Genomic DNA, 25,072 nt, shown 5'->3' with positions numbered 1-25,072 from the left:
TTGTCGGTTCGGCATTGGCTTGCTAAAGGAGCTGTCATGTTGATGAATTCCGGAAATGGCGAAGCCAAACTTCACTACGGTGCCAGCGCCTTTAGAGTGGTGCGCGGAGGCAATTTTGTGCGTTGCGCGGTCAGCGGCGAAGCAATCCAGCTCGAAGAGCTGCGGTATTGGAGCGCTGAGTATCAGGAAGCCTATGCGACCTGCGAAATCGCGACCAAGCGGTTGACCGCCGAACCATGAGGTCTGCCCTCGCCGGTGTTGGACTGCTGGCGCTTGCAGCCTGCGAGAATGCGCCGCGCGACAATGCACCGAATCCGCTGCTGCCGACCTTGGCTGTCGCATCGGCTGTTCCCAACGATAATGCCGAGATTTCGACCGGCCGCGACGCGATTGAACTCGCCGGGGAACTGACTCAAGGCGGCTGGGTCAAAGGTCTGGTGCCGCGTGGGACAGAATTGGCCACGCTTGGCGATACGCGGCTAAGCGTTGAAACGGATGGCCGTTTCTTTGCAGCATTTGATCGCGATGCGACCGGCCCGGCAATCCTTCGGGCCACGCTTGAAGACGGCCGCGTGATCGAACGCCAGATCGATGTGGCTCCGCGGGCGTGGAATATCGAGCATGTCAACGTTGCCAAGCGCAGCGGTGGCAGCAGCGAGGCGTGGTGGAAGAAGCGCGAGCCCGAATGGCTGGCAATCAAAGTTGCGCGCGAGAAAGTCACCGGCGCAACCGGCTGGCAGCAGGATTTTATCTGGCCGGTCAAGGGCCGTATCTCCGGGCGTTTCGGTTCGCAGCGCATCTATCGCGGCGAACCGGGCAGCTATCATTCCGGCCTCGATATTGCCCCGGGCGCGGGCACGCCCTTCGTTGCACCTGCTGATGGGGTTGTGGTTCTGGCGGCGGACAATTTCTCGCTGGAAGGCAATCTGTTGATCATCGATCACGGGCACGGATTGAACAGCGCGTTTCTGCATGCCTCGCGCCTGATGGTGCGCGAAGGTGACCAAGTGACACAAGGCCAGCATATCGGAAATGTCGGCGCGTCAGGTCGCGCAACCGGCCCGCATCTGCATTGGAGCCTGAAATGGCACGATGCGCGGCTAGACCCACTGCTGTTTGTAGCCCCCGAGGCATAGCCCAAAGCCGGCAACAAAAAAGCGCGCAGATTTCTCTGCGCGCCCTTTGACCAACTTGCGCCCCTTGCGGGACCAGTGGATTATGCAGCTTCTTTAGCTGCCTTCTTGAGCTCGCGCTTCACCTTGACGGCGCGCGCAGAAAGCTTCTCGTCCTTGGTCTTCAAGAGCCAGTTGTCCAAACCGCCATTGTGCTCAACCGAACGCAGACCGTTGGTTGATACGCGGAACTTGAAGCTGCGGCCCAGCTTCTCGCTCAGCAGCGTAACGTTCTGCAGGTTTGGCAGGAACACCCGCTTGGTCTTGTTGTTAGCGTGGCTAACGTTGTTACCTACCTGGCGACCTTTGCCGGTCAGTTCGCAAATGCGCGACATGATATCTCTCGTTCGTTTTCTATGGTTGGCCTTGGATGCGAATCGGCAGGCCATCAAAAATTCGGTCTGAAACCACTGGTTTCCCGCGAAGGCGGGCGCATAGCGGGGGCTTCCCGAATCGTCAAGCAAAGTTGCGGCCTGACGCGCATACGGCTAGCGCGCTTGATATGACCAAGTGGCCCATTCCTCACCCAATGCAGCTCGCGCTGGATGCCGCGCGTGCGGCCGGGGCGCAAGGCGAAGTGCCTATTGGCGCGGTAGTTATGAAGGGCGATGAAGTGCTCAGCGTGGCTGCCAATCGCACGCGCACCCCGCCTGACCCGACTGGCCATGCAGAGATTGTTGCCTTGCGCGAAGCCGCGGTGAAGCTGGGCAGCGAACGGCTGACAGACTGCGATCTTTATGTCACGCTGGAGCCTTGCGCGATGTGTGCGGGTGCGATCAGCCATGCTCGCATTGGCAAGCTCTACTACGCTGCGAGCGATCCCAAAGGTGGAGCCGTGGAACACGGCGCGCGCGTGTTCGAACATCCGCAAGCGCTACATAGACCAGAGGTCTATTCGGGTATGGGCGAAACAGAAGCTGCTGAAATATTACGCGATTTCTTCAAGGCGCGGCGGTGATCGTCAGCCCTCTTGCCGCGCGATCAGCTGGGCCGAGGGCGTCATGCACATATTCTTGCGTGCCTCAGCCTGACTGATGACCCGCTGCGTGGGGCACCACTGCGGTCAGGTGCTGCATCCATCGGGCCACAAGCCGCGCACGATAAGGCCAAAGCGGCCATTGCGACCCGAACACTGCGTGCGCTGGCGCGCATCCGTCTTGCGCCCCTTGCAGAACTCGGGGCTCCAGCTCAGCGCGAGTGTGTAGCCAGTGACGGAGACCGTGCGTGTTGGCCCATCCGCGCGCATCTGAGGCACGCTGACCCATTGCGGCATGCGGCATTGATAGGCCTGAGTGATTGTTTGTGTGGGCAGGCCGAGCAATGCAACGGCAGGCCAAAGTCACTTCTTCATAACGGCGTGAAATCGAGCCCGATATCGGCGGCAGGCGCACTTTGGGTTAGGCGGCCGACAGAAACATAGTTCACGCCCGTTGCCGCCTTGGCCTTGATTGTATCAAGATTAATCCCGCCGCTTGCCTCGGTTGGAACGCGGCCAGCAACCAGCGCTACTGCTTCGCGTAGTGTAGATGGCTCCATATTGTCGAGCAGAAGGCGGGTGGCGCCAGCTTCCAAAGCGGGCTCGATCTGGTCGATCCGATCAACTTCGCAGATGATCTCTTTCACGCCAGCTGCGACTGCGCGGCGCACCGCTTCGCCGACCTTGCCAGCGACCAGCACATGGTTGTCCTTGATCATGGCTGCATCCCACAGCCCCATGCGGTGGTTGCTGCCACCACCCATGCGCACCGCGTATTTCTCAAGGTAACGCAGGCCGGGGATTGTCTTGCGAGTATCCAGCAAAGTGCAATCGGGGTTGTCCATTGTGACCACATATTCGTGCACCATAGTGGCGATGCCGGACAAATGCTGCACAGTGTTGAGTGCGCTGCGCTCTGCAGTCAGCATGGCACGCGCATTACCGGAAAGGCGCATCAGATCGGTGCCGGGTTCAACCGCATCACCATCCTGCACCAACAGCTCGATCTCCATCCCGGGATCCAGTGCCAGGAAAAATGCCTCGGCAATCGGCAGGCCTGCAACGATGATTGCATCGCGGCTATCCATCGCGCCGGAAAAGCGCGCGTCTGCCGGGATCACGCTTTCCGAAGTGACGTCGCGCCCGCCGTCAGGAAGGCCCTCGCCAAGGTCTTCGGCCAAAGTCTCGCGCACGAATGCGTCGAGATCAAAACCCTCGAGTTCAAACGCCATCAGTGAACGAAACGCGCCACGACGTCGCGATAGGAACGCGAGACTTTCACCTCGGCGCCGGATTCCAGCACCAGGAAGCATTCACCGTTCGTGTGCGGCTTCACCTGGCGCACTTGATCGAGATTGACGATCCAGCTGCGGTGCACGCGCTGGAAGGTGCGGGGATCCAGCCGGCGCTCAAGATCCTTCATCGTCTCGCGCAGGATCCGAGAATTCTCTGCGGTATAGATCACCATATAGTCGCCAGCCGCCTCGATCCGCTCGATTGTATCGACTTCAACGCGGAAAATGCGGCCCTGATCTTTCACATTGATCAGCTTCTCGAAGCGGTCGCTTGTTTCAGTCTCGCCTTCGTCCATGGCTTGCGCCTGATCCGGAGCCACCTGTGCGAGGACATTCTTGAGCTTGTCAGCTTCCTCGGCAGATTTTTTCTCGGCTAAACGCTGGCGCACGCGCTCAACCGTGTCCGCAAGCTTGTCGGGATCGACCGGCTTCATCAGATAGTTGACGGCATTGGCTTCGAATGCACGAATAGCATGCTCTTCATAGGCTGTGACAAACACGAACAATGGCGGCTCGATCTCCATCACACCCTTGACCACGCCGAAGCCGTCAAAGCCGGGCATTTGTATGTCCAGAAACACAAGATCGGGCTTCTCGGTCTTGATCCTGCGAATCGCTTCACGCCCGTTGGCGCAAGTTGCGATCACTTCGATGTCCGCGAATGGTTCCAGCCTCAGCCGGAGGCCTTGAATGGCAAGCTTCTCATCATCGACAAGCATTGTGCGAATAGTCATGCGTTGGATTCCAATGGGCGCCCGGGGGCAAAGGGCGCGGTGGTTGATTGCTGTGCCGGACTTGCCAGCTGTGCGGGGGCTGATTCTTGAGCGGTTTCGGCCGCCTCCTCTTCAGCGGTTTCAAACGGGATATCGATCGTGACAATAAATCCGCCACCTGAACCGGAGCTGGTCCGGAACTGGTGATTGTCGCCATAGGCCTGCATCAAGCGATTGCGGATGTTCGCCAGCCCAACCCCGGTGGACGTGGTTTGCTGGGCGTTTTGTTTTGCAAGCTCGAGCAGACTGCCTTGGCGCGGCCCATTCACGCCGGGCCCGGTGTCTGAGACTTCGATCTTGAGCCGCCCGTTACTTACCTTGGCAGTCAGATCGATCCGCGCGCCTTCTTCTTGCGGAGAGACGGCATATTTGACGGCGTTTTCTACCAATGGCTGCAGCAACATCGAAGGCAAAAGGGCGCCATTTGCTTCGTCATCGATTGTGAATTCCGTACGCAGCCTGTCTTCGAAGCGCATGCGTTCGATGTCGAGGTAGAGCTGTAAGGTTTCCATCTCTTGCGCCAGAGTCACAATGCTGCCCGGTTCCATGATCAACGTGTGCCGCAGAAATGCGGATAGGCGGGATAGCATCGCATTGGCAGGCTCGGTTTGTTTAAGAAGAACCAGCGTGCTGATCGAATTCAGTGTGTTGAACAGAAAGTGCGGATTAAGCTGGTAGCGCAGCATGGCTAGCTGCGCACTGGTGGCCTGCGCTTCCAGGCGCTCCAAACGGTCGGCTTGTTCTTCGACCGTCAAAAAATAGTTCATTGCGAAATAAAGCGCAGTCCAACCGCCCAGCAACGTTGCGGGAATGTAGACGAAGCCGATAAACCGCTGCGCGAATGTGCTTTCGACAATGCCTGCACTGTAAATGCCGTGCACCCATGTTTCCATCGAAGCGTAAAGCGCAACCCCCAAAAGCAGCGCGATCATCGTCAAACCCCATGTGACGAAGGGCTGCTTGCTGATCAATTGCCGGTAGACCACGGACAGGATCAGACTGATCGAAAATCCGGTGATCGTGGTCACAATTATCACGGCTAAAAGATCGAGTGGTTGGCCGTTGGCAATTGCCGCGGCTGCGCGCAGCAAAAATGCGCCGCCCCAGCCTGCAAGCTGAAGGTTCCAGAACGCCTTGTTCTTATTGGCAAAGAACGGCGTGGGTTGGAAGGGTAGCACCGACATACCTCTCCCTCTTAGCCGATTTGATAGGCAAGGTGCCATTTGTTTTGCCGCTTGCCGTCGCGCGCGCTACACTGCTGGACGGCAAGGAGAGGAATCATGGCAACTGTTGAGCATCCGGACGCAGCCAGTCACGAGCGCGCCAAATTCAGCGAGATGAAGCAAGGTACAACTGAAGACTGGGCGATTATCGGCGGTGAGTATCGCAAATTCGCGAAGGGCGTGGCCGATCGTGTGCTCGATCATCTGAAACTGCTCAAAGGTGATTTTGGCGGATTTCCGATCTGCCGGCTGGAGCATTCCTTGCAGACCGCGACGCGCGCGCATCGTGACGGGCGGGATGAGCGCTACGTTGTAATGGCATTGCTGCATGACATTGGCGATACACTCGGCACCTATAACCATCCTGATGTTGCCGCAGCGATTCTGAAACCGTTCGTTTCCGAGCGGGACCACTGGATTTGCGAAAAGCACGGTGCCTTCCAGGGCTATTTCTATTTCCACCACGTCGGCATGGATCAGAATATCCGTGAGCAATATCGCGGGAATCCGCATTTTGAAGCATGCGCAGAGTTTTGCGAGAAGTACGATCAGGCAGCGTTTGACGCGAATTATGAAAGCGCGCCGCTGGACTTCTTTGAACCAATGGTCCGCCGGGTCATGGAGAGGCCGATCAACTCTATGTACGCCAAGGTGATCGACGATTGAGTGCAGTTTGGCCGGGATTGCGCGCTGAGCGAGGAGCTTGTCCTGCTCGTTAAAGCGTCGTGATCTCGCGTGTGAAATGCCTGCGCCAGTCGACACCCTCTTCTTGCTGCAACCCCTCAATTAGCGCGCGTTCTGCTTCGATGAACTCGACCCGCTCATCCCAGCCATCATGCGTGCGTTTGCGGAAGATGCCGCCGTCGTGGATCGGTCCCCAACGCTTCATGAAACGCGTTGCAGCAGCGGGATCATAGCCTGCATTGGCTAGCAACCACGGCATCAAACGGTCAGCTTCGCGTTCTGTCAGCCGGACATTGCTGCGGCTTCTGCCGTTTGCGTCCAGCCAATCGCGATGGTGCAAAACGTTGTGCGCCAATTCATGCGCTATGGCCGCTGCCAACTCTTCTTCGGGATAGGCGAAGCCGGGGAAATGATACCCCAGGATCACGCGGCTTCCCTCGGCCATTGCGCCCTTGTTTTCGCCGCTCAACTCGAACCGGGACGCACAGGCGAGCACAGGTTCAAGCGTAACATCTTTGCCCTCAGCAAGCGTCAGAGTGACTGATCCATCTTCCTTAACGCGCTGATCAATCCAATCGTGCATCCGCTTGGTCCGCTGCCAATCGCTTCTAGCCTCGCTTAGCCATGTATGCGGATCAACCCCGGCGATAGCTGTGACATGCTGATTGGCCGTGAGACCTGCTTGCGCAGACGGCGAGCCTGCAGCTGCCGTCAGAACCGCGATATCGCCGCTGATGCCGAGCAGCTCCCGCACTGCGTCAGGCCGTCCATAACTGGCCATATCGTGCAACTGCAGGCCGATTGATGGTATTGAATTGGCGCAAAATTTCGCATTACCCGAAACCAGCTTCCAGCCAATATCTTGCAGCTTTTGATCCTGCTCGAGCCTTTGCTGGAAAACGGATTGGGCGGCGCGCCTTTGCGGGCCATCGTCGGCATCATCGGCAATGGCGGGCTGCGGAAGAAATACGCAGGCGAAGACTGTTAATCCAAGGCAAGTGCGCGAAACCAATGCTTATGTACCTGCGTTATCGACCGCATCTTTGAGCGCGGCATAGCCAACTGCGCCTTCGAAAGCCGAGTTGCTGGTGACCCAGCTGGGCGTACCGCCAAAGCCAAGCTGCGCAGCGAGCGCATTGTTCTTGGCAATCTCGGTTGAAATATCTTCGCCGGCCATGTCCACGCGCGCCCGCTCGATATCCATTCCGGCTTGGGTGGCAGCTTGTTCGACGCTTTCCGGTGTCGCCGGCGCTAGCTCGAACATGGCGTCGTGGAATTCTGCAAATTTGCCTTGCTTGGCTGCCGCCAGACCCATTCGCGAAGCGACCTCGCTGCCGCGGAAAATTGGCCATTCGCGGATGACAACTTTTAGCTCGGGATCTTCGGCAATCAGTCGGTCAATGTCAGGCCGGCTGGCGCCGCAGAACCCGCAATTGTAGTCTGTGAATTTGACCAGAACCTTTGACCCCTCCGGGTTTCCAAGCACCGCTCCGGGGAAGTTGCCCATCACCTGTTCAGCGATGCCGGCCAAGCGTCGCTCTGCCTCCTGCCGCTGATATGCCTCCGCCATCTGCGGGAGAATCTCCGGGTTCGAAAGCAGGTATTCCTTGGTTCGCTCATCACCCAGGCCAGTGGCATTGAAGGCCGCCGATCCGGCAAAGCCGAATATCAATGCGATCGCCGCGGTGATCAAAAAAGAGGAAGTTCGCGATTCCATTTTCATTTCCCGAAATTGAGCCCTTGGCCTGGCGACTTATCGATCCCGAAGTCGCTCAAGCTCGGCCCTGGCTTGCAGCGAAATGTCTTGCGCTCGAATCCAGTCTGGCGTTCCGGGCTCAAGCCCGGCTTCTGCTGCTTGCGCGCTTCGCAGCGCTTCCGGATAGTTGCGGCGCATGACTTGTTGCTCTGCACTTGCAAGGCGCGCGCGCGGCATATCTCCTCGCGCCGCATAAACTACGCCCAATTGATACCAAGCGAATGGATTAAACCGATCACGCGCTACGGCTGCGCGCAGCACGCGTTCGGCTTCGTTGAAGTTCTCCTGATTCTCGGTCGCGATCAACGCGTGCCCGAATATCGAGGCAATGAGCGGCTCGTTGCGGCTGAGACTGGTCGCGCTACGCAGATAGGTCAGCGCTTCATCTGGCTTGCCGGATTCAAGCAGGACCTGCCCTTTCAGTTCATAGAAATATGGGTTCTGGGGATCACTCTCCAGCAGAGCATTGGTTTCCGCGAGCGCTTTGTCGACGAACGCGCTCTTGTGATAGGCATAGGCGCGAGCATAGCGCGCAGGCACGCTGGTATCGTATTCGGGGAACGATCGCAGTGTTCGCTCTGGCGTCGAAAGATAGCCATATAGCTTTGCCTTGACCCGCATGAAACGCTGCTGAATTTCCTCGTCGTCGGGCGCGTCCCACGCCGGATCACGCTGATAAACCTCGCGCAGGCGAGCGATACGATCGCCGGACAAAGGGTGAGTGCGGGTGAAAGCGGCCTCATCGTCCTGACGTCGATAGTAACGAAATTCCTGATTAAGCAGCTTGCCAAAGAATGCGAGCGACCCGCGCCCTGAAAGGCCTGCGTCTGACAGATATTGCGCACCAGCAGCGTCTGCGGATGCTTCTTGCACACGGTTGAAGGCCAGAAACTTGCCCAGTGCCGCGCGTTGACCCGCTTGCATGATGCCGATGCCGGCTTCTCCGGCGCCCGCTAATGCCGCACCAACGCCCAGCAACAGGCTCAGGATCGAGATATTCCCGGCCGCCGACATGCCTTCTTCAAAACGGTTGATGTGGCCGCCGGTAATATGGCCCAGCTCGTGCGCAATCACGCCTTGCACTTCATTGGCGGTATCAGCCGCATTGATTAGCCCGGTATGTATGTAGACGGCTTGGCCGCCTGCTACGAAAGCGTTGATCGACGGGTCATTGATCAGGACAATATCGACATTGCCCGGTGCAAGCCCGGCCGCGTCAACCAGCGGCGCAGCCATGTCATTAAGCAACGCCTCTGTTTCGGCATCGCGCAGGACGGATTGCGCCGAAACCGGCTGGATTGCCCAGGTAAGCGCGGCGATGAGGGCCGCAAAATGGCAGAATAAACGCATCGTGCCGTGCTAACGCATTTCGTCCTGAACTGGAACTGAAGCGTGTGCATCGCGGGCAAATTCTACAAACGCGCGAAAAACCTCGGAATTGCCCCTCCATGGGCTCGCCAGCGCCAATAGCGGCTGGTTGTGATCGGCATCTTTGAGGTAGAGCGTTTCGACCTTGGCCCCTGCGTTCTCCAAACGCTTTGCCAGTTCGCGCGAATTGCGCGGTTTGACGAGCGTGTCTGCCTCGCCGTGGACCAACAGCTTTGGTGGCGCGTCATCGCGCACATGCGTGACCGGCTGCGTGACTTCGCCTTGCGCGACATGGCCGAATGATGCCCGGGTGGAATCGCTATCGAACGGATAGAAGTCATAGGGGCCGGCAAGGCCTACAACCCCTGCGATCTGGTCTGCGCTCCCGCCTGCCTCGGCCAGCCAGCGCGCCTCCAGTGCTGTCATGGCGACGTTATACGCGCCCGCCGAATGACCAGAGATGATAATGCGTGAAGGGTCACCGCCGTGTTTGGCGATATTGGCCTGTGTCCAGGCAATCGCGGCCGCTGTGTCCTCGATCATAGCCGGATAGACCGCTTCGGGATGCAGGCGATAGGCGGCCAGCACAACCACAAAACCTTCGGGTGCGAATGCACGCCCGATAAAGCCGTAGTTTTCAGGGTCGCCTTTGTTCCAGCTGCCTCCATGCACGAAAACGATGACGGGCAAAGGCTCGGCCACTGGATCCTTGGGCGTGTAAACCGATAGATACTGTTTGTCGCTTGGTCCATAGCTCACGCGCTCGGCCAGAACCGCCCCGCGGGCGCCGCCGGTAATCCGGTCAACCGCATCGAGTACGGCCGGGCCATTGCGCCATATCGCAATCTGCAGCGCCAAGCCTGCCGCAATCAGCAACGCTATCGAAACACCAAGAAATGTCAGCAATTTGGGCCGCCTTCGCACGCGCACATCATTGTTCATGCGCGCGCTCTAACGCGCTCTACCTAGTTAGGCCAGCGAGATTTGATCTGATCGGGCGCGATCCAGGCTTGTGATTAGCCCAGCAGTTTGCGCGCTGCGCGTTCGATCAGCGGGATATCCTGCTCGATCTCGCCCAGCACAACGACGTCGCCATCTTCCGTGCGGCGGATCATCACCAAACCGAACTCGCCGACATTGCTATCGATGTCGCTCAGATCTTGCGGATCCAGGCTTCGCAGCTTCTTGGCCAGCGAACTGCGAAATTCAATGTAAGGCTCGACATCTTTGCCGGCCTTGCTAGCCCGCGGCCATCATGGCGGAGTGACGCCACATCGGGTCAGAGCATGTAGCGCATGCGAATTGTTAGCGCAGCGTCGGTGCCGTCAAAATCGAACACTGCATCGTCAAAGCTGGGTGGGCCCATGCGCACCCTTGCATCGCGAGAGAAGCCGAACCCTTCTTTCGGCATCATGCCCAGTGTACGATCAGCTTTGCCGTTGTCGTTCTCGTCATGCAGCAGAGCGATCGCATATGCGCCGGCTTCTACACCGGTAAAGGTCAGGGGCACACTTTCACCGGCATCGACAACCTTGCGCATCGCAGCCGGATCCTTGCGGCAGTTGGGAAAGGTGTTGCGGTCCTTTGTGATGCATGCACGCACTACGCCTTCGGATGAGCGCATATTGGTGATGCTGACGGTTATGTCGCCTTTGGGCGGTGCACTCATCCCGCTTAGCGCAATCGCGCTAGCGGCCAGAAGCAATGCCTGGGCAGCGTCTCGGCTCATGCGAACTTTTGAGTCAGTCCGCGGTCTGTGCCGCACAACTTGTCCCAAAACCGGAAATAAAGGCCGTAATTGCATCGATACTCTTCATGATGACGTTCGTGATGACTGGCAGTTATCACCCAATTGCCAAACCTAGAGTGAACAAACCAGCGCGGAAACATTTCCCACCCCATGTGATTGGTGACACCCATCACTGTCATGATCGCCAGAACAAGTCCAAGCATGCCCATGTGGATAGGCACCAGAAAGATCAGCGTTGGAATAACGACGGCACCAGTGACCGCTTCGATCGGGTGGAAGCTCATGGCAGTCCATGCGGTTGGCGGCCGGCTGTCATGATGTACAGAATGCGCCAGTCGGAACAGCGGCGGCCAATGCATTGCGCGATGCGTCCAGTAGAACCACGTGTCGTGCACAAACAGACAAATCATTGCCGAGAGGGGCAGATACCACAAGGGGTACTCGAGCGGATCGAGATACATTTGCGTCCAGCCCAAGTGGCGCCAACTCCAGAAGGCCAGCCCGGCTGGTATTCCATAAATTGCAGCTGATGCCAGCGACCATCTGATCTCGCGGAGGATCTGAGGCTCTAGTCCGTCATACTGGCCGGGGCGAAGCCTGCGCGTCAGCCATGCAAATAAACCGCTGCTTGCCAGATTGCGTAGCGCAACGATCAATGTCATCGACGTGGCGGCAAACAGCAAACCCCAAAGCATGCGGGCATCGTAGCCGCGCAGAGAGCCCTTGGCGACAGGTAACTGGTGTTTAGCGGTCGGGGAACAGCTCTGCGCAGCGCGGATCGATCAGCCCGGTGTGCCGGCGAAGTGCGGTTCTTGCGAGACGCTCGATCTCTTTCTTGCGCCGCGGGGCGGCCAGCGGATGTAGTGGGGCGGGGCGCACGATCTCTGCATCGTAGCCGTCCGCCACAATAACGCCGCAGCATTCGGGTTGGTAGTCCGCGCTGTCGAGCGGGCTGCGATCCAGCCCCGGCGCCAAAGCCCAATAGAACCGGTCGCAGAAATCCAGATAGTCAGGCCATTTGCCATCACCAAGCAGATCGCTGCGCGCCACTTTGATCTCGACGATGATGATCTGACCCTTTGCATCAACCCCCATCAGATCGGCACGGCGGCTATTACGCAGCGGCATTTCGGACAGACACCAGATATCATTGCGGGCAAACAGGCGCATGACACCGCGCGCGACATCAGATGCACTTACCTTTGCTGCCTCTAAGCTCGCGTCATTTGCCGAATCAGTGGATTGGGTTGCGTCTGTTGCCATGACCCTTGGCTGGAACATAATGCGAACAAGGTCAAGCGGGCATTCGCGTGTTGGTGTTACGCTGGAACAGCAACCTATGCTGTTTGTGTGTTGCCCACCAGCGCAAGCAACGCATTGCGAGAAGCATGGAACTCGCGCCACAAGGCGATGGCGGGCGCAGTTGTGTCCTGCCCGCGAGCTGCAATTGCGCGCAATGCGGCAAGGCCGGGTTGCAGCATCGCATCAATGTCGCCGATCGTTTCGCGCGCCAGCAAGAGACGTGTGCCCCCGGCTGTCTCGATCGCGTTCGGAAACTCCATTAAACTGCCATCAAGCTTTTCCGGGGCAAGCGTTGCAAACCGGCCGATCTCTTGACCTGCCTCATTGATAGCAGTCCAACGGGCTTCAATGCCCGGACTGCCAAGTGCTTCTGGGTTTGTGGTTGTCATCAGCCCCATGATTCGCGAGGCTAAGAGCGGGTCCTTGCCAAATCACTAACGTTAACCTCCTGAGCCCAGACTTGTGGGGTTGAAGATTAGCGGCGATTTTCGCTGGCGACGCCTTTGTGGCTTTGCTAAGCGCGCGCTAGCCTGTCGCGAACAGCGCCACGCACCCGTAGCTCAGCTGGATAGAGCGCTGCCCTCCGAAGGCAGAGGTCACAGGTTCGAATCCTGTCGGGTGCGCCATGTTTTCAATGACTTAGCTAAACAGTTCTCTCAATCCATGAACTTTCCATGAATTATTGGGGGTGTAAACTCACCCCTTTTACCCCCGGGGCACCCTGTGGCTTTTTATAGCCCCACCCCCCTTAAAGATCTGACAGGGTATTAATTGCAAGGGGGTACCCCCCGAATCTCAGAAATGGGACCCACGCTTCCTCTTACTTACTATTTTGCGTGTTCGATGAGCTGGATTTGAGTTGCAGGTTGAACTCGTATGCGATGTGGACGACCAGTACTGGGCCGTTTGCGGACTGTCCGGTTTGGTTTCCTCAGCTTCCGAAACCGACATCCCACCGACCCCCTTGCGGTTCTGTGAACTGAGGAGGCTGATGTCTGATAGGAAGGAGTGAGGCAAAGTGTTTCCGCGGGATTGGGGCAGATGTCCCGCATATCATTTAATAGCGCTAGCCAGGTGGGCATCGAGCGATCGAGTCAATCGCATGAGAAGGTCATGATCCGCAACAGCGCCCTGCGCCCAACGCATCACGATCGAATACTGGGCTAATACGATGTCTTCTGCGAGCAGCTCTATGTCGGTCTCAGGTGCTAACTGCTCACCCTTTTTGAGCTCAATCAGCGCCTTCGCAAACTGCCGTTGGGGTTCATCGAGTAGTATCTGTCCGATTCCGTCGACCCGCTGAGGAGTTGGACGGAAAATCACCGCGACCATGCTCTTCGCGAAGGCTGGTAGCCGGAGAATCTCTTCTACCACTGAAGAAAGCCTATGATGGAGGCGATCCTGCACGGATTTACCCTTCGTCTCTTCCCACGCAACCAACCGCTCCCGAAACACAACGGCAACAGCCTCCGCTGCTAAGGCATCCTGCCCTCCGAACCGATTATAGAGCGTCCCCAGGGCAACACCGCTTCGCTCAGCCAGCTCGCGCATCCGGATAGTTCCGCCGCCCTCACTAAGCATCTGCCTAGCTGTCGCCAGGATCGTCTCATGGCGTTCCGACATGCGCTCACTCGCATACTCGATCCGTTTGGGTTGGGCTGTCATGTCTCTAGCCTATCAAAAATAGAACTTGTTGTAAAATTGATTCTCTGTCAGCTTGCTCATTGGATGAGAGGAGAACCGACGTGACGGTCGATTTCGATTTTTACGAGGACGATTTCCAGAATGCTCCGCACGAGAAGTATCGTGAGATGCAGGACAAATGTCCTTTCCATAAAGAGCCAGATCTGGGTTGGTATGCCGTCTTTAAGCACGCGGATATCATGGATATCGTGCGTGATAACAAGCAGTTCTCCGTCCGCACCGGACCTGGAACAAACTACGCGGACGAGAATACCGCGCCGGTTCTCGTGGCCGCCGACCCACCGCTTCATACCAAGCAGAAGAAGGCCATCGCACCTGCGTTCAACCCGAAGATTATCGCAGCGATGGATGGTCCGATTCGTGACTTTGTGGCCGGACGCCTCGATGAAATGGCAACGCTCGACAATCTCGATATGATGGAAGAACTGGCGGATCAGGTGCCGATGTTTGTCATCTGTGAACTGCTGGACTTACCATTCGAAGACTATCCGATGCTGCGAGGATGGGTCGACGTCCTCGCTGGCTCGACACTCCAAAAAGCCCAAACGATGGAAGCTGAGCGGATGGAGAAAATCCAGCTCATCATGGGCTATTTCCTTCCGCGGATCGAAGCCAAGATTGCGCAGGACGAAGCGGGCGAAGAATTGGGCGATGACATGGTCTCGCTACTGGTGAAGGGCCGGATCGATGGCGAACGTATCCCCACGATGCATATTCTCAGCTTCGCGCAGTTTCTGCTGGTCGCGGGCGCAGCAACGACCACGGTTTTTATCGGGAGCTTCTTCGACCTGATGATGGATCACCCTGACCAGTGGGCAAAGTTGAAGGCCAATCCCGCTCTACTGGATCAAGCACTCGAAGAAACGCTGAGGATTGAGTCGCCGGTCCACGGTCTTTTCCGGACCAACAATGATCAGATGGAGCTTGGAGGTTTTGACCTTGAGCGCGACACCAAGATCGGACTGATGTGGTTTTCTGGTAACCTTGACCCCGATGTTTTCGAGGACCCGCTTACGTTCAATATCGAACGCGAGCCCAAGGTACTCAGGAAACACCTGTCTTTCGGACATGGATTGCACACTTGCATTGGTGGCCCGCTTGCGAGGCTTGAAGCAAAGGTCGTGGTCGAGGAATTTCTCAAGCGGTTCGATGGTTTGGAACGAGCGGGTGAGAAAACACCCTACCCCTATCCAACACTCAATGGGCCTTACAAACTGCCAGTGAAGTTAATCCCGAAAGCGACATAGATCGAAGGGACAAGGAGAGGACAATGGATATTCGAGGTAAGGTTGCGATCGTTTCTGGATCGGCAGCAGGTATTGGGCGCGCAACGGCTGTGGCTTTGGCTGCTGCAGGTGCCAAAGGGGTCGCTCTGATCGATATCGATGAGGTCGGAAACGGCGAAACGGCTGACCTGGTCAAAATGGAAGGGGCTGGGGCCTTCTCTCTTTCGATCGATGTTACCGAGGCGAGCGAGCTTGAGCGTCTCTACGACGAGGTTGATGCGAAGTGGGGTCAGATTGACATCGTCTTCAACAACGCTGGGATTGTATCAGGACCACCCCCCTTTCCCGACAGTGATCTCGCGCGGATCAAGCTGGTCATCGATATTGATCTGACCGCCGTAATCCAGTCTTCGGCGCTTGCCATTCGATACATGCGTGAACGAGGCGGTGGCGTGATCATTAACACTGCCTCAACAGGTGCTCTCAATCCATTGCCAAGCGATGCACAATATGCGGCCGCCAAAGCCGGCGTGGTGCACTTTGGCTCGAGCTGTGAGGCTTTCTCTGAACAGTACGGCGTACGCGTCAATTCGATTTGCCCTGGCGTAACCGAAACCGCGATCTTGGAGAAGACCGGAGGAGGTGTCAGGCCTGATTGGCTGGGCCCAATCCTCGAGAACATCGAAGTTCTGACGCCAGAGGAGATCGCGGAAACCGTTCTTACCATCGTCCGCGATGACAACATGGCAGGGCAACACATTGTCATCGCCAATCGCGAGAAGGCTGGCGTCGCATGAGCGTGCTTGCTCGCCAAGTGGTCATGGATCGTCGGCCTGAAGGAGCGCCGGTTGCTGCGGATTGTCGCATTGAAGAGGTTGCGCTCGGCGAGCCTTCCGAAGGCGAGCTGCTTGTTCGCAACCTCTGGTTGTCGCTCGACCCCTATATGCGGTTATTCATGACCACTCAGGATGGCCTGCACGAATCTGTCCCAGTAGGTGCCCCTATGCCGGGCGGCGCTGTCGGTGAGGTAATTGCCAGCAATGCAGAGAGCCTTCCTGTCGGGACACTGGTTGTCTCAATGGGACATGGCTGGCGTGATCACTACATTGCGCCGGCCGAGGCTGTTCAGCCCATTAGCCCTGATGCTGGGCCCATACAGCGGTTCTTGGGACTCTATGGCCTGACAGGCGTGACCGCTTGGGGTGGAATAAATGGGGTGCTCAAGCCCAAGCCGGGCGAAACTCTGTACGTCAATGGAGCAGCAGGAGCCGTGGGTTCGCTGGTTGTGCAGCTGGCCAAGCATGCGGGCGCTACGGTCATCGCCTCCGCAGGATCAGAAACGAAGGGGCATTGGTTGACCGAAACTCTCGGTGCAGACCATTTCATCAACTACAAGAGCCAAGATGTCCGTGAGCGTCTCGCTGAAGTCGCGCCTGATGGGATCGAGTTGTTCTTCGACAATGTCGGCGGAGATCAGTTCGAGATCGCGATTGATGCGATGAAGCCTAAAGGCCGAGCTGCACTATGTGGGGCTATCGCACTTTATGACGGGGACAATTATCGCGCTGGCCCGCGCAATCTGTTCGCCATTATCGAGAAGCACGTGAGCGTCACGGGCTTCAACGCCGGGTTCTATTACGAGATGGCGCCGCAGATTATCGCCGAATATGCAGAGCTCGAGGCGACTGGGAAGCTGATCTACGAAGAAACCGTGATCGATGGTCTCGAAGCGATGCCGCAAGGCTTCGTCGACATGCTTTCAGGCGCCAACACGGGCAAAATGCTGGTTCGGCTTTGACAATGGAGCTCGACGACTTGATTGCCGAGTCATCGATACGTCGGTCGATCTATCGTTATTGTCGTGGGGTCGATCGCGGCGATATCGATATGATCGCCAGCGCCTATCACGATGATGCCGACGAAAACCACGGCGCGTTCAAAGGCACCGGGCGGGAGTTCGCGGAGTATCTGGTCCCGCTGATGGACATTGCGCCGGAATCGAGTGGCCACCACGTCACCAATATCCTGATCGATCGCGATGGCGATGTGGCCCATGTCGAAAGCTACTTCATAGCATTTCATGCTCAGGATGAAGGTGGCCGAGCGTTTGTCACGGGCCGCTATCTTGATCGTTTCGCGCTTCGGAATGGTGATTGGAAGATCGATCAACGCCAAGTGATCATCGATTCCGACAGTCCTGCAACCATGAGTATGGATTTGTCAGCCTACCCGAGGGGCGCGCGCCGCTCGGACGACCTTTCGCACGGATGGATACGATAAATGGCCCTAAAAGAAGTCTTCGAGCCGATCAAAATTGCGGGATGCACTGTTCCCAATCGTGTCGTTCGAACTGCGCATGCAACCAGCATTGGCGGCGGAGTTATGAATGATGAGCTGATCGCTTATCACGAGCGCCGTGCCCGAGGCGGCTGCGGTCTGACGATCCTGGAAATCCTCGGCGTGCATGCAACAAGCCTTGCGCCGCTCAACATGATCGATCCGACGCTCGACGAAGGATACGCCAAGCTAATGGAGGCGGTTGAGCCGCACGGAATGGCGGTCTTCCAACAGGTCTGGCATGCGGGACACAACGGCCGGACGCTCGATGGCAGTCCGCCCTGGGGGCCCTCCACCGTGCCCAATCCGCTCGGCGCTGACGTACCAGTGCCGATGAGCAAGGGTATGATTGATGAGATCATTGAGGCCTATGCCGCAGCCTGTGCGCGGTGCGAAAAAGCTGGGCTGCATGGCGCCGAGATCCACGGCGCACACGGCTATTTGATCCAACAGTTCCTCTCGCCCAACACCAACAAGCGCGAAGACGAATACGGCGGCAGCTTTGAAAACCGCATGAGATTCCTGATCGAAGTCATGCAGGCTTCGCAAGACGCAACGAGCAAGGACTTCGCAGTGGGTGTTCGCTTGGCCCCCGATCTCACGGTGGGTGGGGTTGGAGTCGAGGACAACATCAAAGTCGTGGAGGCACTCGAAGCGCAGGGTCTGGTCGATTTCGTCAATGTTAGCCTCGGGAACTACAATTCCTTCCCCAAGATGATCGGTGGGATGCACGAACCCGTCGGCTACGAAGTACCAACTGCGGTTCCGATTACCGAAAGGGTGAAGGTCCCAACCATCATCACGGGTCGGTTCCGCACTCTGGAGGAGGTCGACCAATCGATCCGAAATGGAGAAGCGGATCTGATCGGGATGACCCGAGCGCATATTGCTGACCCAGACATCGTCAGGAAGACCAAAGCAGGCAAGATCGAGCAAATCCGTCCCTGCATCGCTTGCAATCAGGGCTGTGTCGGTGGCCTATTCGACAATCAGCGGCTTGGGTGCGCAGTCAACGTCGAAACCGGAAACGAGCTGCATCTCGATCAGGACCAGATTGGTACCGCCCATACCGCTCGGAAGGTGGTTGTGGTCGGCGGCGGTCTCGCTGGAATGGAAGCCGCTCGGGTCGCAGCTTTGCGCGGACATTCCGTTGTTTTGTTTGAGGCAGCTCCAGACCTCGGTGGTGCGCTCAATCTCGCGGCGAAATTGCCCAAGCGCTATGGGATTGCCGATATCGCGACTTGGTTAGAGCAAGAGATCTACCGGCTCGGTGTAGACGTGCGGCTTTCAACCTATGTTGATGCGGAGGACGTGATGGCAGAGCAGCCGGACGCGGTGATCGTCGCAACGGGCTCAATGCCGCGAATGGACGGAATTCAGAATTCCAATCCGGGCGAGCCGATCTCGGGCATCGACGCGCCTCATGTCCTTTCCAGCCAGGATTTCCTTGCCGAGAACCGAAATTGGCGGGGTACAAGCGCAGTGGTGCTTGATGACAATGGCCATTACGAAGCAATTGGTATTGCCGAGCAACTTGTCGAGGACGGGGCCGATGTGACGTTCGTCACCCCCTTCAAGCAGCCCGCCTTCAAGGTCGAGAACGCTCTGATGGTGGAACCCGCTCTTGAAAGGATTGTTGCGGCCGAGGGCAAGTTCTCTGACCTGACACGCTATCGCATCCGGTCGATCGATCAGGACACTGTCACGGTCAGCCCAACTTATGCTGGGCCGGACCAGACCATTGCTGGTGAGACGGTCGTACTTGTTACTCCAAACGAGCCGCTGCGTGAGCTCTACAACGAGCTCAACGGTAAGGTTGGTCATCTTGCGATCGTGGGGGATGCGAACTCTCCGCGTAATCTGCAAAAGGCGATCTTCGAAGGGCATACCGCGGCGAGATCTCTGTAGTCTTCCCTCAACGGAACTCCCATCAAACGAGATGCGAAAATTGAGCTGTCAGTCTGTTGTCCGTCCTTCAGCATCCAACATCATTGATGAAGGTCTGCCGCGCGAAAAAAGACATCGCCGACTTCTGTATTCATTCCCACTAGCGGACGCCGGCCATCTCGTGGCTGGCGCCCCACAGCAGTCAGATCTCCGTCTTCTCGGCAAGAGTGAGAGCATCTTCTATGTCCACACCGAGGTACCGCACCGTGTTCTCGATCTTGGTATGACCAAGTAGGATCTGGATTGCCCGGATGTTGCCTGTGGCTTTGTAGATGATCGAGGCCTTCGTCCGTCGAAGCGAATGTGTCCCATATTCTTCCGGTCGCAGACCGATTGCCGCGACCCACTCATCAACAAGCCGAGCGTATTGTCGTGTGCTCAAGTGACGATGGCGATCAACACGGCTTGGGAAAACGAAGTCCTCGACGTCACCACCTCTGAGTTCCAGCCAGGCGAGAAGACTTGCACGCGCGTCTGCTGCAATCTCAAACTGAACGGGGCGACCTGTTTTGCGTTGCGTGATTGTCGCTCGCGTGACTATCCAAGGACTGCTCGTAGAGCCGGTGCAGAAGGTACGGTGGGCTTCCAACTCGATATAGACCGCCAAGGACGGGTATTTAGGTGCCGCGTAACATCGAGTAGTGGAAGTGATGTTTTAGATGAAGCTACTTGTGAGGCGCTTAAGAGACGAGCTGAACTCTACCCGGCTGAGGATTCTGTAGGTCAACCAGTAGCTGGCACTTATTCCAGTCAGATAAGCTTTAATTTAGATTAAACTCTGGGTTTTCTTCCCCTCGTCCGTGGGGATCCCGGCGCTACCATATTCAGTGCGAACATCAGGTCCTCCACCTCATGGAAGAATACAGACATCGCGTGCCGCTCAGCCTTGGCCTCGAGCGTTTCTTGTCCATGTCTATACTGCGGATGGCTTGCACACTTCCTGATCGTCTCTGGCTTTCTAGCCCCGTGGTACCTGCACACGGTCATGCCGTAGGCTGCTGGGTTGCGGCATCGGCCACCCCTCGCTTTGCATTTGGCCTTGCAGCGCTCCGCTGATCGAGGATGGATCGGTCACGTCGAATGCAACAACTTTGGTGAACCTCGGCGGATACTGGGACATCGGCCCCCTGACCTTGGGCGCGGAGTTGTTCAATGTGTTTGACACCAAAGACGCCGACATCACTTATTTCTACGAATCCCGTCTTGCAGGTGAGGCAGCAGGAATGGAGGACTTGCACATCCACCCCGTGGAGCCTCGCCAGCTGCGAGTAAGCGTCCGCTATAACTTCTAGGGTCGAATGTCAGCTTTCGGGACCTAAGATCTCGGAAGGTTATGTCTTGGATTGGGGCGCAAGACGGACATTTGCGCGCTCAATCGCCGCGCGGCTCCCTCACCATTGAGGTTTTCCAGATTGGCGCAACCGAAGGATCTGCAGACAATTGGCAAACTACGCGCAATTCGAAATCTGGCGAGCACACCCTACCCCGCGATTTCGGGAAGTAAGTTTATGTTTTTCAGATGAAATAGTGTTTTGGGCGGAATTCTATGCGCGCAGCGCCGGCATGACGCTGGGTCGGATGGTTTCCATCAGCGACGCTTGCAAGTGTGGCGGGAGCGGGCGGCCTAAAGCAAGGAGAGCTGGGCGCTCGACAACGCGCATATCACCATGCACCTTTCGGGCCGCGCACAATACAAGATGTTCATCCGCAGTGCGACGCGGTTCCTTGAAAATCTCGCCAGATATCGCGCCGGAGAGCCGGTTGCTCCGATCTTCGACCCGAAACTGGGCTATTGATTTCGATCTATTGCGCTCCGCGCTTGGATTCTGACGGATTCCTGCAATACTCGCATCCGCAAGGCTGGCATCGCTGCTCAAGCAATGGGGCTGTAACGTCTGTCGGCGAAGTTGCGAATAGCGGTTCATCTACAGACCCGCGCCAACCGCCCTTGGGGGCGGGCTTGCATGGTGGGTGCAAACAAGGGGGGAAATTCACGTGAGCGATACCAAAAAAGCGTCGGACGTTTTTATCGAGTGCCTTGAGGCTGAAGGCTGCGAGTACATCTTTGGCGTACCGGGAGAGGAAAACCTGGATTTCCTCGATTCGCTTGGCAAGTCGGACAAGATCAAGCTGATCCTCACCCGCCATGAACAAGGTGCGGGATTCATGGCGGCAACCTATGGCCGCCATACCGGCAAGACTGGCGTGTGCGTCGCAACGCTTGGGCCGGGCGCGACCAATTTCGTTACATCCGCAGCCTATGCACAGCTTGGCGGAATGCCGATGCTGATGATCACGGGCCAGAAACCGATCAAGAAATCGAAGCAGGGCCGCTTTCAGATCGTCGATATCGTGTCGTTGATGGAGCCGGTGACGAAGTATTCGATCCAGATTGCAGCGGGTGACAACATCCCCAGCCGCGTACGCGAAGCCTATCGGCTGGCCGAGGAAGAGAAGCCCGGCGCAACGTTGATCGAATTGCCCGAAGATATCGCCGAAGAGCCGACCACCGATTGGAAGCCTCTACCCAAAAGCGTCGCACGCCGTCCGTCGGCAGAGCCGAAAGCTGTGCGCGCTGCGGTCGAAGCAATCGAAAAAGCCAAGAGCCCGATCATCGTCATCGGCGCGGGCGCAAACCGCAAGATGGCTGGTCGCATGCTTGAACAACTGGTCGAAAAGACCGGTATCCCGTTCCTCACCACGCAGATGGGCAAGGGCGTTATCGATGAACGTCACCCCAAGTTCGTAGGCTGTGCGGCGCTGTCCGCTGGTGACTTTGTCCACCGCGCGGTTGAGGCGTCCGACTGCATTATCAATGTGGGTCATGACGTGATCGAAAAGCCGCCCTTCTTCATGCAGGATAACGGCGTCACGGTTATCCATGTCTCTACCAAGACTGCTGAGGTTGATCCGGTCTATTTCCCGCAGATTGAAGTGATCGGCGATATCGGCAATGCGATCTGGCAGATCAAGGAAGACCTCTCGCCCAACCGCGACTGGAACTTTGACCATATCCTTGCCTATCACCAGGCCGAACTGGAACACACGGGCAAGCTGGCAGACGATGCACGTTTCCCGATCTTCCCGCCGCATCTGGTGAAGCAAGTGCGCGAATGCATGCCACGCGATGGCATCATCTGTCTGGATAACGGGGTTTACAAGATCTGGTTCGCGCGGGGCTACACCGCTTATCTGCCCAACACCGTGCTGCTCGACAATGCGCTCGCCACGATGGGTGCAGGGCTGCCATCGGCGATGATGAGCGCGATGCTATATCCTGACCGCAAGGTGATGGCGATCTGCGGCGATGGCGGGTTCATGATGAACAGCCAGGAGATGGAAACCGCGGTGCGCCTCGGCCTCAATCTCACCGTGCTGATCTTGCGCGATGATGCGTACGGCATGATCCGCTGGAAGCAGGCCAATATGGGCTTTGCGGACTTTGGCCTGACCTATGGCAACCCGGACTATGTGAAATACGCCGAAAGCTATGGCGCGCACGGGCACCGGGTTGAATCCTCTGAACACCTGACTGAGCTGCTCGCGCACTGCCGTGACACGCCGGGCGTTCACCTGATCGATTGCCCGGTTGATTACAGCGAGAACGACCAGATCCTGAACATCGACATCAAAAAGCTCAGCGCTGAACTCTGATCGTAGCTGAGCTGGTAAGGACAATGACGATGAAGACAGTGGTCAATCCGTTCGACCTTTCGGAAATCGGCAGCGTGCCCACCGCGGAATGGGACGAGATCGATGCGTTCCTGACGCGTGCGCATGAGCTTTCCGAGGACCGTTCGGCCTGGATGAAGGCGCATGAACGCGCTGCAATCCTTCACCGGGCAATGGAGATCATGAAGGAACGGCGCGATCACCTCGCCTTCCAGATTGCCAATGAAGGCGGTAAACCGTTGATCGATGCGCGGGTCGAAGCCGATCGTGCGATCAACGGGATGGAACTGTGCATCCACGAGATCGGCGGGCTCAAAGGCACTGAGATCCCCATGGGGCTGACATCGGCAGGGGACGGACGGCTGGCCTGGACCACGCGTGAGCCGATTGGACCGGTTGTGGCGGTCTCAGCCTTCAACCACCCGCTTAACCTGATCGTGCATCAGGTTGCGCCAGCAGTCGCCGTAGGATGCCCGGTGATTGTCAAACCGGCGAGCGATACGCCGCTGTCATGCTTTGAATTCATCGACATTCTGCATGAGGCCGGCTTGCCGAAAGAATGGGCCAAGGCGGTTGCTCCGTCGCGCGACGCGTCTGAGAAGATGGTGACTGATCCGCGGGTCGCTTTCTTCACCTTTATTGGTTCCGCCGGGGTGGGGTGGTCGCTGCGGTCCAAGCTTTCGCCCGGCACGCGCTGCGCCTTGGAGCATGGCGGAGTGGCTCCGGTAATCGTCGATCAAACCGCCGATCTCGAAGCGGCTGTACCCAGTCTGGCCAAAGGCGGATTTTATCATTCCGGCCAGGTGTGTGTGTCGGTTCAGAGAGTTTTCGCGCACTCCTCGATAGTTGATGAACTGGCGGGCAAGCTTGCCGATGCGGCCAAGGCCCTTAAAGTCGGCAATGCGATTGAAGAAGACGTCGAATGCGGCCCGCTGATCCGGCCGGCTGAAGTCGACCGGGTGGCTCAATGGGTAGAAGAAGCGCGCGATGGCGGCGCAACCGTGCTGTGCGGTGGGGAAAGGCTCTCTGAGACGACTTACGCGCCCACAGTGCTGCTGAACCCGCCAGCTGACGCCACCATTTCGCGCAAAGAGGTGTTCGGACCGGTGGTGTGCGTCTATTCCTATGATGATGTTGATGATGCGATAGCTCGTGCCAATTCGCTTGACGTATCGTTTCAGGCGGCGGTCTTCACCAATGATCTGAACGCCGCGATGCATACCTATCGCAACATCAACGCCTCAGCTGTCATGGTAAACGACCACACCGCCTTCCGCACCGACTGGATGCCATTTACCGGGCTTAAGACTTCGGGGCACGGAACCGGCGGCATTCCCTACACTTGCCATGAAATGACGATTGAGAAGATGATCGTCATCAAGGGGTAATGGCGCGGCGATCGTTAGCTCTCCTCCAGCAACAGCAGCACTGCCGTTACCACCATCCGTGCATTAGGCACCTTCTGCGACGGTGCTGTCAGTCTAGCAGGAACTCGTCTCCGATTGACGGAACTCGCCCCTCCCCCTCCAGCTTAGTTTTCAATCAGGTGCGTTTGCTTTGACAGCACCGCCTAGTGTACTAAGGTGTGAACCCTAGTATCCCCTTACCGCTTGTTCACAGAGCTGTTGAGTTCGACCAGATCTTAATTGTTCTAGGGCGCTTTTGGGGTCCCGATACGCGCTGCGGATGGCGCTGACTAAAAAGCGATATAGGCTCCGGTTCGTATCGAATGCTGAGTCAGCCATGTCTGTTGCATTTTCAAGCGGGATCCCAGAGTTTCTGAATGAAATAGCCTGTTCAATCACTGGCATATACGCTTGACACATTGATTTCGAAATATCTGCTCGGGCGGGTGACGATACACCCAATACTAGGAAGAATAGAATG

General features: G+C 57.3%; 27 protein-coding genes, 1 tRNA gene and 2 pseudogenes. 15 read left to right on the top strand and 15 right to left on the bottom strand.

From position 1 onward, the window contains the following. The first annotated feature begins 36 nt into the window (after positions 1-36). Together QZ487_RS02155 and QZ487_RS02150 are read left to right on the top strand one after the other, a co-directional pair. Positions 37-240 (top strand): DUF2093 domain-containing protein, encoded by a 204-nt coding sequence (locus QZ487_RS02155; RefSeq protein WP_296023117.1) that lies wholly within the window; start codon positions 37-39, stop codon positions 238-240. Beyond that, positions 237-1,136, top strand: coding sequence for a M23 family metallopeptidase (locus QZ487_RS02150; RefSeq protein ID WP_296023115.1), 900 nt, complete (start codon positions 237-239; stop codon positions 1,134-1,136). Before QZ487_RS02155 ends, QZ487_RS02150 begins: the two co-directional genes overlap by 4 nt. 80 nt (positions 1,137-1,216) lie before the next feature. Here the strand turns inward: QZ487_RS02150 and rpmB are convergent, their stop codons facing one another. Further along, positions 1,217-1,507, bottom strand: a complete 291-nt coding sequence (rpmB, locus tag QZ487_RS02145; RefSeq protein WP_118055345.1) for a 50S ribosomal protein L28 — start codon at positions 1,505-1,507, stop codon at positions 1,217-1,219. 167 nt (positions 1,508-1,674) lie between these two features. Between rpmB and QZ487_RS02140 the strand changes: the two genes are divergently transcribed. After that, the gene (locus tag QZ487_RS02140; RefSeq protein WP_296023110.1) at positions 1,675-2,130 is read left to right on the top strand and encodes a nucleoside deaminase; all 456 of its coding nucleotides are present in this window, start codon (positions 1,675-1,677) and stop codon (positions 2,128-2,130) included. Between the two features lie 105 nt (positions 2,131-2,235). Here QZ487_RS02140 and QZ487_RS02135 read toward each other — a convergent pair whose 3' ends face one another. The 4 genes from QZ487_RS02135 to QZ487_RS02120 form a co-directional block, all read right to left on the bottom strand. After that, positions 2,236-2,445, bottom strand: a complete 210-nt coding sequence (locus QZ487_RS02135; RefSeq protein ID WP_296023109.1) for a hypothetical protein — start codon at positions 2,443-2,445, stop codon at positions 2,236-2,238. A gap of 74 nt (positions 2,446-2,519) precedes the next feature. After that, on the bottom strand, positions 2,520-3,380 hold the full coding sequence (gene nadC, locus QZ487_RS02130; RefSeq protein WP_296023108.1) for a carboxylating nicotinate-nucleotide diphosphorylase: 861 nt from the start codon (positions 3,378-3,380) through the stop codon (positions 2,520-2,522). Continuing rightward, positions 3,380-4,177 (bottom strand): LytTR family DNA-binding domain-containing protein, encoded by a 798-nt coding sequence (locus QZ487_RS02125; RefSeq protein ID WP_285976122.1) that lies wholly within the window; start codon positions 4,175-4,177, stop codon positions 3,380-3,382. The genes nadC and QZ487_RS02125 overlap by 1 nt, the downstream gene beginning before the upstream one ends. Continuing rightward, on the bottom strand, positions 4,174-5,400 hold the full coding sequence (locus QZ487_RS02120; protein WP_296023105.1) for a sensor histidine kinase: 1,227 nt from the start codon (positions 5,398-5,400) through the stop codon (positions 4,174-4,176). Before QZ487_RS02120 ends, QZ487_RS02125 begins: the two co-directional genes overlap by 4 nt. 96 nt (positions 5,401-5,496) lie before the next feature. Here QZ487_RS02120 and QZ487_RS02115 point away from each other — a divergent pair, with 96 nt between their 5' ends. After that, positions 5,497-6,105: an HD domain-containing protein gene (locus QZ487_RS02115; protein WP_285976120.1), complete on the top strand. Its 609-nt coding sequence runs from the start codon at positions 5,497-5,499 to the stop codon at positions 6,103-6,105. Positions 6,106-6,154: 49 nt separating this feature from the next. On the opposite strand, the gene QZ487_RS02110 is transcribed toward QZ487_RS02115, so the two are convergent. Continuing rightward, complete coding sequence (locus tag QZ487_RS02110; protein WP_285976119.1) at positions 6,155-6,904, bottom strand: hypothetical protein; 750 nt, start codon at positions 6,902-6,904, stop codon at positions 6,155-6,157. 81 nt (positions 6,905-6,985) lie between these two features. Here QZ487_RS02110 and QZ487_RS02105 point away from each other — a divergent pair, with 81 nt between their 5' ends. Further along, positions 6,986-7,111: a hypothetical protein gene (locus QZ487_RS02105; protein WP_285976118.1), complete on the top strand. Its 126-nt coding sequence runs from the start codon at positions 6,986-6,988 to the stop codon at positions 7,109-7,111. A 27-nt stretch (positions 7,112-7,138) separates the two neighbouring features. Here the strand turns inward: QZ487_RS02105 and QZ487_RS02100 are convergent, their stop codons facing one another. The 7 genes from QZ487_RS02100 to QZ487_RS02070 all read right to left on the bottom strand — a co-directional run bounded on the left by QZ487_RS02100 (position 7,139) and on the right by QZ487_RS02070 (position 12,688). Next, positions 7,139-7,840, bottom strand: a complete 702-nt coding sequence (locus tag QZ487_RS02100; RefSeq protein ID WP_296023103.1) for a DsbA family protein — start codon at positions 7,838-7,840, stop codon at positions 7,139-7,141. Between the two features lie 36 nt (positions 7,841-7,876). Continuing rightward, complete coding sequence (locus QZ487_RS02095; RefSeq protein ID WP_296023101.1) at positions 7,877-9,229, bottom strand: M48 family metalloprotease; 1,353 nt, start codon at positions 9,227-9,229, stop codon at positions 7,877-7,879. A 9-nt stretch (positions 9,230-9,238) separates the two neighbouring features. After that, on the bottom strand, positions 9,239-10,189 hold the full coding sequence (locus QZ487_RS02090; protein ID WP_296023100.1) for an alpha/beta hydrolase: 951 nt from the start codon (positions 10,187-10,189) through the stop codon (positions 9,239-9,241). A 337-nt stretch (positions 10,190-10,526) separates the two neighbouring features. Then, positions 10,527-10,976, bottom strand: coding sequence for a DUF2141 domain-containing protein (locus tag QZ487_RS02085; protein ID WP_285976114.1), 450 nt, complete (start codon positions 10,974-10,976; stop codon positions 10,527-10,529). Further along, complete coding sequence (locus QZ487_RS02080; RefSeq protein WP_296023099.1) at positions 10,973-11,692, bottom strand: sterol desaturase family protein; 720 nt, start codon at positions 11,690-11,692, stop codon at positions 10,973-10,975. Before QZ487_RS02080 ends, QZ487_RS02085 begins: the two co-directional genes overlap by 4 nt. A 49-nt stretch (positions 11,693-11,741) precedes the next feature. Then, the gene (locus QZ487_RS02075) at positions 11,742-12,260 is read right to left on the bottom strand and encodes an MmcB family DNA repair protein (RefSeq protein WP_285976112.1); all 519 of its coding nucleotides are present in this window, start codon (positions 12,258-12,260) and stop codon (positions 11,742-11,744) included. Positions 12,261-12,334: 74 nt separating this feature from the next. Then, complete coding sequence (locus tag QZ487_RS02070) at positions 12,335-12,688, bottom strand: hypothetical protein (RefSeq protein ID WP_296023097.1); 354 nt, start codon at positions 12,686-12,688, stop codon at positions 12,335-12,337. Between the two features lie 160 nt (positions 12,689-12,848). On the opposite strand from QZ487_RS02070, the gene QZ487_RS02065 reads away from it, so the two are divergent. Then, positions 12,849-12,925: transfer RNA gene (locus QZ487_RS02065), tRNA-Arg, on the top strand. Positions 12,926-13,352: 427 nt separating this feature from the next. On the opposite strand, the gene QZ487_RS02060 is transcribed toward QZ487_RS02065, so the two are convergent. Then, complete coding sequence (locus QZ487_RS02060; RefSeq protein ID WP_296023096.1) at positions 13,353-13,964, bottom strand: TetR/AcrR family transcriptional regulator; 612 nt, start codon at positions 13,962-13,964, stop codon at positions 13,353-13,355. An 80-nt stretch (positions 13,965-14,044) separates the two neighbouring features. Between QZ487_RS02060 and QZ487_RS02055 the strand changes: the two genes are divergently transcribed. The 5 genes from QZ487_RS02055 to QZ487_RS02035 are packed head-to-tail and all read left to right on the top strand — an operon-like array spanning position 14,045 to position 19,474. After that, positions 14,045-15,250: a cytochrome P450 gene (locus QZ487_RS02055; protein WP_296023095.1), complete on the top strand. Its 1,206-nt coding sequence runs from the start codon at positions 14,045-14,047 to the stop codon at positions 15,248-15,250. Positions 15,251-15,273: 23 nt separating this feature from the next. Next, positions 15,274-16,026, top strand: coding sequence for an SDR family NAD(P)-dependent oxidoreductase (locus tag QZ487_RS02050; protein ID WP_296023094.1), 753 nt, complete (start codon positions 15,274-15,276; stop codon positions 16,024-16,026). Further along, complete coding sequence (locus QZ487_RS02045; RefSeq protein WP_296023093.1) at positions 16,023-17,027, top strand: NADP-dependent oxidoreductase; 1,005 nt, start codon at positions 16,023-16,025, stop codon at positions 17,025-17,027. Before QZ487_RS02050 ends, QZ487_RS02045 begins: the two co-directional genes overlap by 4 nt. 2 nt (positions 17,028-17,029) lie before the next feature. Next, on the top strand, positions 17,030-17,509 hold the full coding sequence (locus tag QZ487_RS02040) for a nuclear transport factor 2 family protein (protein ID WP_296023091.1): 480 nt from the start codon (positions 17,030-17,032) through the stop codon (positions 17,507-17,509). Next, positions 17,510-19,474, top strand: a complete 1,965-nt coding sequence (locus tag QZ487_RS02035) for an FAD-dependent oxidoreductase (RefSeq protein WP_296023090.1) — start codon at positions 17,510-17,512, stop codon at positions 19,472-19,474. A gap of 181 nt (positions 19,475-19,655) precedes the next feature. Here QZ487_RS02035 and QZ487_RS02030 read toward each other — a convergent pair. Further along, positions 19,656-20,054, bottom strand: a pseudogene (locus QZ487_RS02030) (tyrosine-type recombinase/integrase); the annotation flags it as partial. A gap of 36 nt (positions 20,055-20,090) precedes the next feature. On the opposite strand from QZ487_RS02030, the gene QZ487_RS11450 reads away from it, so the two are divergent. The 4 genes and pseudogenes from QZ487_RS11450 to QZ487_RS02015 all read left to right on the top strand — a co-directional run bounded on the left by QZ487_RS11450 (position 20,091) and on the right by QZ487_RS02015 (position 24,573). Then, on the top strand, positions 20,091-20,288 hold the full coding sequence (locus tag QZ487_RS11450; protein WP_367114426.1) for a TonB family protein: 198 nt from the start codon (positions 20,091-20,093) through the stop codon (positions 20,286-20,288). A gap of 865 nt (positions 20,289-21,153) precedes the next feature. Continuing rightward, positions 21,154-21,309 (top strand): annotated as a pseudogene (locus QZ487_RS02025) (D-2-hydroxyacid dehydrogenase); the annotation flags it as partial. 199 nt (positions 21,310-21,508) lie between these two features. Continuing rightward, entirely contained in the window at positions 21,509-23,167 is a 1,659-nt protein-coding gene (locus QZ487_RS02020) for an acetolactate synthase large subunit (RefSeq protein WP_296023089.1), read from the top strand. 29 nt (positions 23,168-23,196) lie between these two features. Beyond that, positions 23,197-24,573: an aldehyde dehydrogenase family protein gene (locus QZ487_RS02015; RefSeq protein ID WP_296023088.1), complete on the top strand. Its 1,377-nt coding sequence runs from the start codon at positions 23,197-23,199 to the stop codon at positions 24,571-24,573. The last annotated feature ends 499 nt before the right edge of the window (positions 24,574-25,072 follow it).

It is taken from the genome of uncultured Altererythrobacter sp. (assembly GCF_913057185.1).
GTDB lineage: Bacteria > Pseudomonadota > Alphaproteobacteria > Sphingomonadales > Sphingomonadaceae > Erythrobacter > Erythrobacter rubellus.
This window is presented reverse-complemented; position numbering and strand designations above follow the sequence as displayed.

Coding starts and splice junctions, on each gene's coding strand:
- QZ487_RS02155 (WP_296023117.1), top strand. CDS start 37: ATGTTGATGAATTCCGGAAATGGCGAAGCCAAACTTCACTACGGTGCC.
- QZ487_RS02150 (WP_296023115.1), top strand. CDS start 237: ATGAGGTCTGCCCTCGCCGGTGTTGGACTGCTGGCGCTTGCAGCCTGC.
- rpmB (WP_118055345.1), bottom strand. CDS start 1,507: ATGTCGCGCATTTGCGAACTGACCGGCAAAGGTCGCCAGGTAGGTAAC.
- QZ487_RS02140 (WP_296023110.1), top strand. CDS start 1,675: ATGACCAAGTGGCCCATTCCTCACCCAATGCAGCTCGCGCTGGATGCC.
- QZ487_RS02135 (WP_296023109.1), bottom strand. CDS start 2,445: ATGCCGCAATGGGTCAGCGTGCCTCAGATGCGCGCGGATGGGCCAACA.
- nadC (WP_296023108.1), bottom strand. CDS start 3,380: ATGGCGTTTGAACTCGAGGGTTTTGATCTCGACGCATTCGTGCGCGAG.
- QZ487_RS02125 (WP_285976122.1), bottom strand. CDS start 4,177: ATGACTATTCGCACAATGCTTGTCGATGATGAGAAGCTTGCCATTCAA.
- QZ487_RS02120 (WP_296023105.1), bottom strand. CDS start 5,400: ATGTCGGTGCTACCCTTCCAACCCACGCCGTTCTTTGCCAATAAGAAC.
- QZ487_RS02115 (WP_285976120.1), top strand. CDS start 5,497: ATGGCAACTGTTGAGCATCCGGACGCAGCCAGTCACGAGCGCGCCAAA.
- QZ487_RS02110 (WP_285976119.1), bottom strand. CDS start 6,904: ATGGCCAGTTATGGACGGCCTGACGCAGTGCGGGAGCTGCTCGGCATC.
- QZ487_RS02100 (WP_296023103.1), bottom strand. CDS start 7,840: ATGGAATCGCGAACTTCCTCTTTTTTGATCACCGCGGCGATCGCATTG.
- QZ487_RS02095 (WP_296023101.1), bottom strand. CDS start 9,229: ATGCGTTTATTCTGCCATTTTGCGGCCCTCATCGCCGCGCTTACCTGG.
- QZ487_RS02090 (WP_296023100.1), bottom strand. CDS start 10,189: ATGAACAATGATGTGCGCGTGCGAAGGCGGCCCAAATTGCTGACATTT.
- QZ487_RS02085 (WP_285976114.1), bottom strand. CDS start 10,976: ATGAGCCGAGACGCTGCCCAGGCATTGCTTCTGGCCGCTAGCGCGATT.
- QZ487_RS02080 (WP_296023099.1), bottom strand. CDS start 11,692: ATGCTTTGGGGTTTGCTGTTTGCCGCCACGTCGATGACATTGATCGTT.
- QZ487_RS02075 (WP_285976112.1), bottom strand. CDS start 12,260: ATGGCAACAGACGCAACCCAATCCACTGATTCGGCAAATGACGCGAGC.
- QZ487_RS02070 (WP_296023097.1), bottom strand. CDS start 12,688: ATGACAACCACAAACCCAGAAGCACTTGGCAGTCCGGGCATTGAAGCC.
- QZ487_RS02060 (WP_296023096.1), bottom strand. CDS start 13,964: ATGACAGCCCAACCCAAACGGATCGAGTATGCGAGTGAGCGCATGTCG.
- QZ487_RS02050 (WP_296023094.1), top strand. CDS start 15,274: ATGGATATTCGAGGTAAGGTTGCGATCGTTTCTGGATCGGCAGCAGGT.
- QZ487_RS02045 (WP_296023093.1), top strand. CDS start 16,023: ATGAGCGTGCTTGCTCGCCAAGTGGTCATGGATCGTCGGCCTGAAGGA.
- QZ487_RS02040 (WP_296023091.1), top strand. CDS start 17,030: ATGGAGCTCGACGACTTGATTGCCGAGTCATCGATACGTCGGTCGATC.
- QZ487_RS02035 (WP_296023090.1), top strand. CDS start 17,510: ATGGCCCTAAAAGAAGTCTTCGAGCCGATCAAAATTGCGGGATGCACT.
- QZ487_RS02015 (WP_296023088.1), top strand. CDS start 23,197: ATGAAGACAGTGGTCAATCCGTTCGACCTTTCGGAAATCGGCAGCGTG.